The sequence below is a fragment of the Streptomyces sp. NRRL F-2664 genome (assembly GCF_000719345.1).
Lineage (GTDB): Bacteria > Actinomycetota > Actinomycetes > Streptomycetales > Streptomycetaceae > Streptomyces.
On record NZ_JOFX01000011.1, the window covers coordinates 1 to 13284 of the forward strand.

Genomic DNA, 13284 nt, shown 5'->3' on the forward strand with positions numbered 1-13284 from the left:
GGGCGGGGGTGTCACTCGAAAGCGGGGTGGGGGCGGCCGCTCGGCCCATCCGCTCCCGCGGGGGCAGCAGTCCGGGGTCGGCCCCGGGCCCGGGTTTCGCCCGTCCGGGCCCGGGGGCAGCAGTCCGGGGGCACGGCCCCCGGGCCCGGGTCTTCACCTCGCCGGGCGAAACACGGTCACGGCGGGGCCGAGTCGCATGCGCCGGGCCGCTCCCGCGGGGGCAGCAGACCGGGTCCGGCCCCGGGCCCGGGACCGAGCCACTCCCGCGGGGGTGCCGCGACCGGGGCACCGCCCCCTGGCCGGGTCTTCACCGTGGCGGGCGAAACACGGCCACGGCGACGGCGGAGTCGCGGTGCCGGGCAGGGGTGTCTCCTCGGCTCGGCGGGTACCGCACTTCGCGGCCATACCCGGGGGGTGACGCCTCGTCCTGCGGGGACACCCCAGCCCGTCCCCGCTCCAGCCGCGACGAGCCCGCTCCGGCGGCCTGCGCTGCCCCGTCGGGGTGTGGCCTGCCGGGCGAAACACGGTCACGGCGCGGCGGAGTCGCGGTGCCGGGCAGGGGTGTCTCCTCGGCTCGGCGGATGCCGCATCTCGCGGCCGTACCCGGGGGTGACGCCTCGTCCTGCGGGGACACCCCTGCCCGTCCCCGCTCCAGCCGCGACGAGCCCGCTCCGATGGCGTGCGCTGCCCCGTCGGGGTGCGGCCTGCCGGGCGAAACACGGTCGCGGCGCGGCGGAGTCGCGGTGCCGGGCAGGGGTGTCTCCTCGGCTCGGCGGGTGCCGCATCTCGCGGCGGTGCTCGGGGGTGACGCCTCGTCCTGCGGGGACACCCCTGCCCGTCCCCGCTCCAGCCGCGACGAGGGACGGTTCCGGGGGCCTGCGCTGCCCCGTCGGGGTGTGGCCTGCGGGGGCGAAACACGGCCACGGCGCGGCGGAGTCGCGGTGCCGGGCAGGGGTGTCTCCTCGGCTCGGCGGATGCCGCACCTCGCGGCCATACCCGGGGGTGACGCCTCGTCCTGCGGGGACACCCCTGCCCGTCCCCGCTCCAGCCGCGACGAGGAGGGTTCCGTCACCGGGCCGGCTCCGCTGGAGGGCGGTGGGGTGGGGACACGGCGGAGTGTCCCCGCAGGACGAGCGCGCGACCTCCGAGCACAGCCGCGATCGCTCGAACGCGCCGAGCCGAGGAGACATTCCGGCGGGGCACCACCCCACACAGAACCACCACCGAGCACACGCAGCCGCGCCCCGGCGAAGCCACCCCGCACCAAAACGGCACCGAGCAGCAAAATCCAGCCCCGCCGGCGCTTGAGGCGCGGGGCCTGGGGCAGCGCCCCAGCAACCACCGGGCCGCAGCACAACCACCGGGCACGCGCAGCCCAACCCCGGCTAAGCCAACCCGCACGAAACCGACACCGAGCAGCGAATCCAGCCCCGCCGGCGCTTGAGGCGCGGGGTCGGGGCCAGGGCCCCGGCAGCCACCGGCCGGACCGGACACCCCGGCGGGAGCCGAGGGGCCCGCAGCGCCACCCCGGGGGAGAAGATTTTGCGCCGGATCGGCGGAATGGGTTCGGGCCAAGCGATCAGTTTCGCTCATCGAGTTTCAACTGCGATCAGATCCTGTCGCCCTGCTCGGAACGGTCCCGCCCCGCCCCGCGCGACGCCCCACCCCCGCCGAGGTCGACCGAAATCATTCGGATGCGCAGTCAACATCCGGACATCCAATGCGAGTTGACCGCCCAGCAGGCATCAACCTAAGGTTTGGACCAGTACTGACCAGTACTCCTCTCCGGCTTTTACTGTTCATTCCGCCCAATCCCACGTTGCAGGAGCTATCGCCCATGACGCGGTAGCCGGTGCCTCGCTCCGAGGCCGCACGAAATGAAGACAAGGTCGATGTTTGCGGATCAGGAAGTGGCACCGCGGAGAACACCGACCCCGTGAGCCCAGGAGCCCCGGCACCCCGCAGAGGGGTGTTCCGCGCGGCCGCCCGCCCGGCACCCGCGCCACCCGCCTGCCGGCCCGCACCCGGTGCGGACATCCGATCCGGCATTGAATGAGGCTGAGAATGCTTGACGCTGCCCCGGACCAGATCCACTACGAGACGGTGGTCGACGCCGTGCGCGCGCACGCCGTGCGCATACCGGACCACCCGCTGTTCACCTTCCTCCCCGACGGCGAGGAGGCGGAGGCGCCGCTCACCTTCGCGGCCCTCGACGCCAAGGCGCGGGCCGTCGCCGCGAGCCTGCACGCCGCGCACGTGGAGCCCGGCTCCCGTGCGCTCCTGCTGTTCCAGCCCGGCCAGGACTTCGTCGTCGGGTTCTTCGGCTGCCTGTACGCGGGCGTCGTCGCAGTGCCCGCCTACCTGCCGCACCCCGCGCAGCGCGCCCGCGGACTGCTGCGGCTGGCCGGGATCGCCGAGGACGCCCAGCCCGCGGCCGTGCTGACCACGGCCGGGATCCGGGCGGCCATCGAGACGACGGCGCGCACGATCCCGGAGGTCCAGGAGACGGCCTGGCTGGCGGTCGACACGATCGCGGAAGGGGCCGGAGCGGGGTGGTCCGCGCCGTCGCCGGAGCCGAAGTCCGTCGCCTTCCTCCAGTACACGTCCGGTTCGACGGGCCGGCCGAAGGGGGTGATGGTCACCCACGGCAACCTCACGCACAACATCGACCTCATCCGCACGTCCCTCGGAATGGACGAGTCCACCGTGGTCGTGGGCTGGCTGCCGCCCTATCACGACATGGGACTGATCTCGATGATCATCGTCCCGGCCATGCTGGGAATCCATTCCGTTTCCATGCCGACCGTGGCGTTCCTGCAGAGTCCGGTGCGCTGGCTGCGCGCGATATCGACGTACCGCGGAACACTTTCCGCGGCGCCCAACTTCGCGTTCGACCTGTGCACTCGAAAAGTGGCCGACGAGGACCGCGCGACCCTGGACCTCTCCTCCTGGAAGGTCGCGACGAATGGCGCCGAGCCCATTCGCGCCGATTCCATGCGGCGGTTCTCCGAGGCATTCGCGTCCACCGGATTCCGACCGGAAACCATCATTCCGGTGTACGGGCTCGCCGAGAGCACCCTGCTGGTGAGCGGCGCCCCCCTCGAACGGCCGTGGGTGTTCCGTTCCTTCGACGAGCACCAGCTCGAACGCGGCGCCGCCGTGCGCGTGGCCGACGACAGCCCGGCCGCGCGCGTCCTGGTCAGCTGCGGCACGAGCCGGACCCTGGACGTGGCCGTCGTCGATCCGCAGGCGCGCACGCGGTGCCAGCCGGGCCGCGTCGGTGAGATCTGGGTTGCGGGCGACAGTGTCGCCGTCGGCTATTGGCAGCGTCCCGACCTCAGCCGCGAGGCCTTCGAGGCGACCCTCGTCGACGGCGACGGCCGGGGCCCGTACATGCGCACAGGGGACCTGGGCTTCCTGACGGAGGACGGCCTGTTCGTCTGCGGACGCATCAAGGACGTCATCATCGTGGGCGGGCGCAACCACTACCCCCACGACATCGAGCGCACCGCCGAGAGCGCCCACCCCGCGATCCGCCCCGGCTGCGTCGCGGCCTTCGGCGTGGCCGCGGACGGTGTGGAAGAGGTGGTGGTCGCCGCCGAGCTGCGCCGGGAGGCCGGCGACGGCACGGACCGGGAGGCACAGGAGGGCGTCGTGAACGCCGTCCTGCGGGCAGTCGCCCAGGAGCACCGGCTGACGGTCCGCGAGGTCGTCCTCCTGCCCGCCGGGAGCCTGCCCAAGACGTCGAGCGGGAAGCTCCAGCGCCGCGAGACGCGCAAGGAGTACCTGGCCGGCCGCTCGCCGTGGAAGGCGCAGCCCTGACCCGCACCACCCAGGACGACAGCAACAGCACGACACAGGGGGAGCACATGAAGGAAGCCGAGCTGGAAACCTGGCTGCGCCGGCGCGTCGCCGAGCTGGCCCGCACGGGTACGGGGGACGGGATGTCCCTCCACGAACCACTGGCCGCCTACGGCCTGTCCTCGATCGACGCGGTGGCGCTGGCCGGTGAACTGGGCACGCTGCTGGGCCGCAAGGTCTCGCCGACGATCGCGTACGAATTCCCCACGCTGCGGGAGATCCTGGACCACCTGCAGGGCAGGGGACCCGCCCGCAACGGCAGCACCGCACCGCACCGCGCCGCCACCGCCGGCACGGGCCACGACGAGCCGATCGCGATCATCGGCATGGGGTGCCGGTTCCCCGGGGCCGACGGGCCCGAGGCCTTCTGGAAGGTGCTCGAACAGGGCGTGGACGCCGTCGGCCGCGTGCCGGACGACAGGTTCGCCCGCTGGGGCCGCGGGGACGGCGGCACCGACCGCGCCGGCGTCGGGGGCTTCCTCGGCGGCGTCGGCGGACTGGACCTCGACTTCTTCGGGATCAGCGAACACGAGGCCGCCAAGATCGACCCGCAGCAGCGGCTCATGCTGGAAGTCGCCTGGGAGGCCTTCGAGGACGCGGGGATCGACCCGTACGGGCTGGCCGGTTCGGACACCGGCGTCTACGTCGGCATCTCCAGCTCGGACTACCGCGACGTGCTGGCGAACTCGCCCTCCGCGGACGCCTACTCACTGCTCGGCGGGGCGTCCGCCGTCGCCGCCAACCGGCTCTCCTACGTGCTCGACCTGCGCGGCCCGAGCCTGGCCGTCGACACGGCCTGCTCCTCGTCCCTCGTCGCCGTCCACCTCGCCTGCGACGCGATCCGGCGCGGCGAGTGCGGCGTCGCCGTCGTCGGCGGCGTGAACGTGATCCTGAGCCCTGCCCTCACCGAGGCGTTCGACCAGTCGGGCGTCATGGCACCCGACGGCCGCTGCAAGGCCTTCTCGGCGCAGGCCGACGGCTACGTGCGCAGCGAGGGCGCCGGCGCCGTCGTCCTCAAGCCGTTGAGCGCGGCGCTGCGCGACGGCGACCGGGTCTCGGCGGTGATCCGCGGGTCCGCGGTCACGTCGGACGGGCGCACCAACGGCCTCCTGGCGCCCAGCCGTCGCGCGCAGGAGGACGTCGTGCGGCTCGCGCTCGCGGCGGCCGGCGCCCGGCCGGCGGAGGTCGGCTACGTGGAGGCCCACGGGACGGGTACGGCGATCGGCGACCAGATCGAGGCGGCCGCGCTGGGCGCCGTACTGAACGAGGACCGGGCGGCGGACCGGCCGTGCGCGATCGGCTCGGTGAAGACCAACCTCGGGCACCTGGAAGCGGCGGCGGGCATCGCCGGTTTGATCAAACTGGCCCTCTCCTTCGAGCACCGGGCCCTGCCGCCGTCCCTGCACTGCGCGGAACCGCACCCGGACATCGACTTCGACGCACTGGGGCTGCGGGTGCAGACCTCGCTGCGCCGCTGGGAGTCCCCCGGGGAGCCCGGTCTGGCGGGCCTCAGTTCCTTCGGCTTCGGCGGCACGAACGCGCACGCGGTGCTCGGCCCCGCACCCGCCGACGCGCAGACTCAGGCGCAGCAGCCCGCGGGCGAAGGGCACCCCGTGCGGATGCTGGCGCTGTCGGCCGCCACCGAGGCGGCCCTGCGCGCGCAGGCCGCCGACCACGCGGCCTGGGCCGCGGGGCTCGGCGAGCGGGAGCTGGGCCGGGACACGGCTGCGGCGACGCTGCTGCGCGGTCGCGGCGGTCCCCGGGGGCGCGAGTTCCGTGCCGCCTTCGCCTTCGCGGACAAGGAGGAGCTGCTCGGCAGGCTGCGCGGGCCCTTCACGGCCGCGCGGAGTGCGCCGGACGGGGCGGGCGTGGTCTTCGTGTTCCCGGGGCAGGGTGCGCAGTGGCTCGGGATGGGCCGGGCCCTGCTGGAGTCGGAGCCCGCCTTCGATCTGGCGGTCTCGCGCTGCGAGCAGGCCTTCGCCCCGTACGTCGACTGGTCGCTGCGCGAGGTCCTGACGACGGAGGACGGCGCGGGGCTGCTGGAGCGGATCGATGTGGTCCAGCCGGCGCTCTTCGCGATGCAGGTGGCACTGGCGGCGCTCTTCCGCTCCTGGGGTGTGCGCCCCGCCGGGGTCGTCGGGCACAGCATGGGCGAAGTCGCCGCGGCCCACGTCGCGGGTGCGCTGCGGCTGGACGACGCGGCCCGGATCATCTGCCGGCGCAGCGCCCTGATGATGCGCCACCGGGGACGCGGGGCCATGGCGCTGGTCTCCCTGCCCGTGTCGGACGTGCGCAAGGCCCTGGAGCCCTACGGCGACCGGCTCTCGCTCGCCGCGCACAACGGGCCGGGCACGACGGTGGTGTCCGGGGAGGCCGCGGCCGTGGAGGAGTTCGCCGCGGCCATGGACGCCCAGGGCGTGTTCTGTCGGCGGGTCAAGGTGGACGTGGCGTCGCACTGCGCGCTGCTGGAGGACCTGCGCGACGACCTCACCGCCGAGCTGTCCGGCCTGTCGCCGCGCGCCGCGACCGCCGCCTTCTACTCCTCCCTCGCCGGGGAGCGCATCGACACGGCCGGCCTGGACGCGGGCTACTGGTGGCGCAACCTGCGCGAGCCGGTGCTGTTCGCCGACGCGGTCGGCGCGGCCGGGGCGGCCGGCCACCGGGTGTTCCTGGAGATGAGCCCGCACCCGCTGCTGTCGGTGTCCGTGACGGAGTGCCTGGAGGACGAGGACCGCACCGTGGCCGCCGTCCCCGCGATGCGGCGCTCGGACCTCCGGGCGCCCTACGAGGCGGTCGCCGCGCTGTTCGAGGCCGGCTGCGGGATCGACTGGGCCGCCTTCTTCGGCGGTCGGCCCCGGGCGGGCACCCGGCTGCCGTCGTATCCGTGGCAGCGCCAGGAGCACTGGATCGGTCCCGAGGTCCCGCGTTCGGAGGGGACGCTGGTCACCGGTGCCCTGCCGGTCGTCCGCGACCACCGGGTGCAGGAGCGGTCGATCGCGCCCGCCGCGTGGATGCTCGACGCGGCACTGCAGGAGGTCGCCCCGGACCGGGTGGGCGGGTACGGGCTGAGCGACGTGCTGGTGACGAACTCCTTGGCGGTGGCCGAGGGTGAGGCCCGGCACGTGCGGGTCTCCCGACGGGTGCGCTCGGGGAACGAGCCCTTCCTGTCGGTGGAGAGCCGGGCGGCCGACGAGCGGCACTCCGCGTGGGAGGAGCACCTCTGCGCCACATGGTCCGAAGCCCCGGCGGCCCCGGAGCCGGCCGACCTGGCCGCGCTCCGCCGACGGTGCCCGCGGCGCGTCGAGCCCGACGCCCTGTACGAGCGCCTCGCCGCGTCCGGTCTCTCGTACGGGGACACCATGCGGATGGTGACCGGGATGTGGCTGGGCGAGAAGGAGGTGCTGACCCGGCTCGCGCCGCCGTCGCCGCGGACCGCGGGCCGGCCGCTGCCGGCGGACGCCGCGGACGGGGCGATGCAGTCCATCGCCGGACTGTCCCTCGACGGCGCCGCCGACGGGACGTTCGTGGGCTTCGGCTACGGCCGGGTCGACGTGTTCGCGCCCTGGTCGGGGCCGGCCTTCGCCCACGTGCGGCTGCGCGGTGAACTGGACGCGGACGCCGACACCTTCGACTGCGACGTGGACGTGCTCGACCCCGACGGGCGGGTCCTCGTACGGTTCACGGGCGTGTCGCTCAAGCGGATGGGCAGCCGTCACGGCCTGCGCTTCTACGCCGTGGACGCGAGGCCGCAGCCGCGGCCCGCGGCGCCCGACGCGGCCGCCGCCACCACGCCCGTCGTCCTGCTCACCGGTGACGCCGACCGGTGTGCGGCGCTGGTGGAGGAACTGGGCCGGGGCGGCGCGGCGTGCTCGGTCGTCCCCATGCCGGAGGACGAGGACACGGCGGCGGCGTTCCTCGAGTCGCTGCCCGAGCGGGCACGCCTGCTCGTCGTGGAGCCGGGGCGCGAGGAGTTCCTCGCGTTCCTGCGGTCCGCCGCGCGCAGCGGCTCCGCCGTGCGCCGCGAACTCGCCCTGGTGACCGCCGACGTCGCACTGCCGCCGCTGCTGCGCGCCCTGGAACAGGAGTCCGTGGGCTGGTCCGGGCGGGCCGTGCGGGTCGAGGCGGAGGAGCTGGCGACGCGGGAACTGGCCCGGGACATCGCGGCGGAGCTCGCCACGGAGCCCGAGGCGTTCTGCGTCCGCTACCGGCACGGGGAGCGCACCGCCCCCTCCCTGACCCCCGTCGAGCCGGCTGCCGGCGGGGCGGAGCTCAGGCCGGGCGGCGTGTACTGGATCACGGGCGGCCAGGGCGGGCTCGGTTCCACGCTGGCGGTGGCCCTGGCGCGCGAGGCGGGTGCACGGGTGGTGCTGACCGGGCGGCGCGCGGAGGTCGACCCGCGGCTGGAGGAGGCGGTCGACGCGGCCGGCGGACGGCTGCTGTACCTCCAGGCCGACGTGACCGACGCGGCCGCGGTGCGGCGCGCACGGGACGAGACGCTGCGCCGCTTCGGGTCCTTGCACGGTGTGATCCACACCGCCGGGATCCTCGACGACGCGCTCGTCGAGTCGACGTCGGCCGAGCGGATGAACGCGATCATCGGGCCGAAGGAGCAGGGGGCCCGGGTCCTCATCGACGCGGTCGCGTCGGAGGACCTGGACTTCATCGTGCTGTTCTCCTCCATGGCGAGCCTGTTCGTGACGCCCGGCCAGGGCGCTTACGCGGCGGGCAACGCCGCGCTCGACGCACTGACCGGTACGGTGCGCAGCCGGCGCACGCCGGTGCGGACGGTCAATTGGGGTCCGTGGGCGGAACGGGGGATGGTCGCCGATCCCAAGTACCAGGCCCAGCTGCGGGAATCGGGGCTGCATCCGATGTCGCCGGAGGCGGGCGCCGCGGCGTTCCTGCGGGCGCTGGGCAGTTCCCACCTGCAGCTGGCGGTCCTGGATGTGGGGGACGAGGTCGCCGACGGCCTGGTGGACCGGTTCAACCGCGGGTACGGCCGGGCGGCCGCGGCGCCCCGGGCTCGTACGGCGCGGCCGCGGGGCGCGGCGGGGCCGGCCGCTTCGGCCGGTTCGGCGGCCGACTTCGTCCGGGCGGAGCTGGCCCGGGCCCTGCGCCGCTCCCCCGCCGAGATCGACACGTCGGCGCGGTTCGACCGGCTGGGGGTCGACTCGCTGCTGGCCGTGTCGATCACCCGGCGGATCGGCGCCCACTTCGGGCTGGAGCTGCCGGCGACCCTGCTGTTCAACCACCGCACGGTGGACGCCGTCGGACTCCATCTGGAGGGGCTGCTGGGGCCCGCGGAGCCCCAAGGGGCGGACGCGCCGTCCGCGGTGCCCGTACCGGGTGCCCAGGAGGTCGTGCTGGACGAGGCGGAGCTGCACAGCACCGTCCGCGGCTACACCGTCGCGGCCGGCCCGTCGGGGCTCGACATGCGGTTGCGGGACGTCCCGGTGCGCAGGCCCGCGCCGGGCGAGGTGGTGATCGACGTGCAGGCGATCGGCGTCAACTTCATCGACGTGCTGGCGACCACCGGGTTCCATCCCTTCCTCTCGACGCCTCCGTTCGTCCCCGGGCACGAGGTGGCGGGCGTCGTCCACGCCGTAGGCGAGGGCGTCACGCACGTCCGGCCCGGCGACGCGGTCATCGCGCTGACCCCGGACGGGGGATACGCCGCCCGGGTGACGACGGCCTCGTACACGGTGGCTCCGCTGCCCGCGGGTGTCGGTGCCGTCGACGCGGTCTCCGTGCTGATCAGCGGCCTCACCGCCATCGCGTGCCTGGAGCGGGAGGCCCGCGTGCACCCGGGCGACCGGGTGCTCGTGCAGGCGGCGGCCGGCGCGACGGGTACGGCCTGCGTGCAGTTGGCGCTGCACCACGGCGCCACCGTGTTCGGTACCGCGAGCACCGAAGCCAAGCTGGACCACCTGCGGGCCCTGGGCGTCCAGTACCCGATCAACTACGCGGAGGCGGACTTCGCCGACGCCGTCCGCGAACTCTGCCCCGACCAGGGTCTCGACCTGGTCGTGGACTCGCTGTCCGGCGACGCCGTGGGACGCGGCCTGGAGCTGCTGCGGGCCGGGGGGCGTTTCGTGGAGATCGGGGCGGCGGGGGTGCTCGACCTGTCCGTGGACGGGCGGGACCTGTTCATGAGCAGCCGCTCCTTCTGCACCGTCAACGTCGGTGCGCTGGCACGTGATCCGTCCCGGCTGCGCCCGCTGATGGACCGCCTCGTCGAGCTGATCGACGCGGGCGTGCTGCGTCCCTCGGTGGGCGGTGTCTTCGCCTTCGAGGACGCCCCGCGGGCGATCGCGCAGCTCCGCAACCGGGCCAACATCGGCAAGTTCGTCGTCACCGTTTCTTAGGATGGTCGTGGAAGAATCTCGTAGTCGATCAGAGTGGCAGCACACGTTCCGCACGTTCGCCGATGAGGTGATGGCCCCGCACGTACGCCGCTACGACGAGGAACGGGCCTTCCCCGTGGCGATCCACGAGCGGGCCGCCGCGCAAGGCATCCTCAACGCGGCCTTCCCGCAGGAGCTGGGCGGAGCGGGCCTGACGTACACGGAGTTCGGCCAGGTGATCGGGGAACTGTCCGCGGTCTGCCCGGGCATGACGTGGACACTGGTGTTCAACCGGGGCGCGCTGCACCCCGTGGTCGCCGCGGGCACCCCGGAGCAGAAGGAACTGTTCGTCACCCGGCTCCTCAAGGACAACGGGTACGCGGCCCTCGGGCTCACCGAGCCCGAGAACGGCTCCAACCTGCTGGCGGCCACCACCCGCGCCGTGCGGACGGATGCGGGGTGGCTCCTCAACGGCGGCAAGTGCATGTCCGGGAACGGTACGGTGGCCGACGTGTTCATCGTCCTGGCCAACACCGTGGTGGACAACCGCAAACGCGGCCTTTCGTTCTTCGCGGTGCCGCGGGACGCGCCGGGCGTGACCGTGAGCGAGGACATCGACAAGGCGGCGTTCCGCTGCCTGCCGACGCCGTCGGTGACCTTCCGGGACGTCGCCCTGGAGCCGATCAGCCTGATCGGCCGCCCCGGCGACGGGGAGATGCTGCTGAACGAGCTCCTCGCCACCATCCGGATCGGCGGCGCCGCCTGCGGCACGGGCATCGTCGCCGCCATGCTGCGGGACGCGCTCACCTGGGTCGGCGAGCGCCGCGTGTACCCGGACGACCGGATGGACAGCCTCAGCCACGTCCAGTTGACGCTGGGCCGGCTGTACGTCGAGCTGTGCGCCGCCCGCAAGCTGCTGGACGAGGCGACGGCCCTGGCCGATCAGGGGCTGCCCTTCGGCAAGGAGAGTTCCATGGCGAAGTACTACGCCACGGAACTCGCCGTCCGCGCCTCCAACGAGATCCTCCAGTTGTACGGGTGGCGGGGCATCGCCGCCGACCACGGCGTCGAGAAGCGCTGGCGGGACGCGCGCGCCCTGACCATCTTCGAGGGCTCCAGCGAGATCCAGCTGTTGAACGTCTTCCGTGAGATGCGCAGGACGGCCACGAGCGAGGGAGGTCTCTGATTCCGTCCGTCGAGGTGACCACCGAGACCGTGCGCGCCGAGGACGGCGCCACGGCAGACGTCCGGCTGCACCGCAGGCCCGACGATCCGTCGGCGCCGGTCCTGGTGTGCATGCCCGCCATGGGCACCCGGGCCGCCGCCTACGCCCCGCTGGCGGACGCCCTGGCCGCGGCCGGGTTCCAGGTGGCCGTCGGCGAACTGCGCGGGCAGGGTACGAGCTCGGTGCGCGCGGCGCGGGGGGTGCGCTACGGCTACCACGAGATGGTGGCGTACGACTACCCGGCGCTCTTCCGCACGGTGGAGGCCGTCTTCCCGGCGGCTCCGCGCCTCCTGCTCGGGCACAGCCTCGGGGGGCAGCTCGGCGCGCTCTACCTCAGTCAGGAGCCGCACATGGCGGCGGGCGCGGTCCTGGTGGGAGCCCCCTCCTGCCACTACCGCGGATGGCCCTTCCCGCAGAGCCTGGGGATGCTCGCCGCCTTCCAGCTCGCGGCCGCGTTCGCGGCGGTGTACGGGTACTTTCCCGGCCGCCGCATCGGGGTCCTCGGCAACGACTCCGCCCAGGTCCTCAGGGACATGGCCACCCAGGTCAGGACGGGCCGCTACCACGTGCCGTCCTGCGAGGTGGACTTCGAGCCGGCCCTGGCGAAGCTGGACCTGCCGGTGCTGGCGGTCGCCGTCAAGGGCGATGCCATGGCCCCGCCCGGCGGGGTGCGGGGGCTCGCCGGCAAGCTCACCAGCGCCCGGGTGACGTACTGGGAGCTGGCGCTCGCCGAGGGCGCCCCGGGCAGCCGGCACTACGCCTGGATCCGGGACAGCGCCGCGCTCGTCGAGCGGGTACGCAGCTTCGTGGACCAGGTCTGACGTCCTGCCCGTCCCGTCAGCCCAGGCGGGCCGGGGAGGAGGCTGCGGAAGTCAGCAGCTCGGGGCTGCCGGTGCCGTCGGCGGGCACGGTCCACAGGTCCGTGCGGTCGGCGGCGCCGTCGGCGGGCAGGGCGTAGGCCAGGGTGCGGTCGTCGAGCCAGGCGGCCTGGTCGTCCACGCTGCGCTTCTCCGCGAGCGGGTGGTCGCGCAGCGTCCGCAGGTCCATGACGTGCTCGCGCCACAGCGAGGCCCCGGCGCGGACCCGCTTCTTGTACGCGATGCGCGTGCCGTCCGGGGAGAGGGACGGACACTCGACGTTCTTGGCGAGGGCGGTGACGGAGCGTCGGGAGACCGACCCCTTCACCAGGTGCGTCTCGCCGGCCGTGGACAGGGTGGCGTAGAAGGTGTCGTCGTCCCCGGCGAAGGTGACGCCCCAGAAGTTCACATCCGGGGCGCGGTGGTCCCGCCCGTCCAGGGTGATCGCGTACTCCTCCAGGTTGGCGTCGAGTTTCCAGGTCCTGGTGTCCAGGATCGCCGTGCGGGTGGAGAAGAACGCGGATCCGTAGGACTCGCCGGAGACGAACACGGTCCAGGCTGCGAAGCGGCCGCTGGGCGAGACGCGGGCCCGGCTGGGCGTGCCCGCCAGGGGGTAGCTGCGGACCTGGCGCAGCTCGGTGTCGACGATGACCGCCTTGTTGTCCTGGGCGAGCGCGCCCGGGTCGGAGCGCAGGCAGACCCCCGTCCCCGCGGCTGCGTGGAAGCGCCGGCAGGTCAGGTCCGACACGGTGCGGGGGCCGTCGGGCGCGTCGGCGGGGACGGAGGCGAGTGCTCCGCGGTGGGGGCCCGGCCCGCTGCCCAGGAAGGCCAGCGACTTCCGGCCTGCGCCGAGGCCGACGGACCCCGCGGTCGCCTCCGGTCCGCCGGTGTGCGGCCGGTCGGCGCGGGACGCGGCGCGCTGCACCAGGAAGGCGCCGACGCCCCCGAGCAGGAGCACCGCCACCGCGAGGACGAGCAGGCGGTGTGAGCGTGTCAT

At 74.1% G+C, this 13284-nt stretch carries 5 protein-coding genes; 4 read left to right on the top strand and 1 reads right to left on the bottom strand.

Annotation, left to right across the window (positions count from 1 at the left end; genetic code table 11):
- Positions 1-2064 precede the first annotated feature (2064 nt).
- From IF89_RS0113075 to IF89_RS0113090, 4 genes are read left to right on the top strand one after another with little or no spacing between them, the layout of a single operon-like run.
- Entirely contained in the window at positions 2065-3822 is a 1758-nt protein-coding gene (locus tag IF89_RS0113075) for a fatty acyl-AMP ligase (RefSeq protein ID WP_030765902.1), read from the top strand.
- A complete protein-coding gene (locus IF89_RS40770) occupies positions 3804-10226 on the top strand; it encodes a type I polyketide synthase (protein WP_051807035.1) in 6423 nt (2140 codons plus the stop codon). The genes IF89_RS0113075 and IF89_RS40770 overlap by 19 nt, the downstream gene beginning before the upstream one ends.
- A gap of 1 nt (position 10227) precedes the next feature.
- Positions 10228-11391, top strand: coding sequence for an acyl-CoA dehydrogenase family protein (locus IF89_RS0113085; RefSeq protein ID WP_078628274.1), 1164 nt, complete (start codon positions 10228-10230; stop codon positions 11389-11391).
- 14 nt (positions 11392-11405) lie between these two features.
- Positions 11406-12251 carry an alpha/beta fold hydrolase gene (locus tag IF89_RS0113090; protein WP_063831287.1) on the top strand — a complete coding sequence of 282 codons (846 nt, stop codon included), beginning with the start codon at positions 11406-11408 and terminating at the stop codon, positions 12249-12251.
- 16 nt (positions 12252-12267) lie between these two features.
- Here IF89_RS0113090 and IF89_RS0113095 read toward each other — a convergent pair whose 3' ends face one another.
- Positions 12268-13284: a TolB family protein gene (locus IF89_RS0113095; RefSeq protein ID WP_030765913.1), complete on the bottom strand. Its 1017-nt coding sequence runs from the start codon at positions 13282-13284 to the stop codon at positions 12268-12270.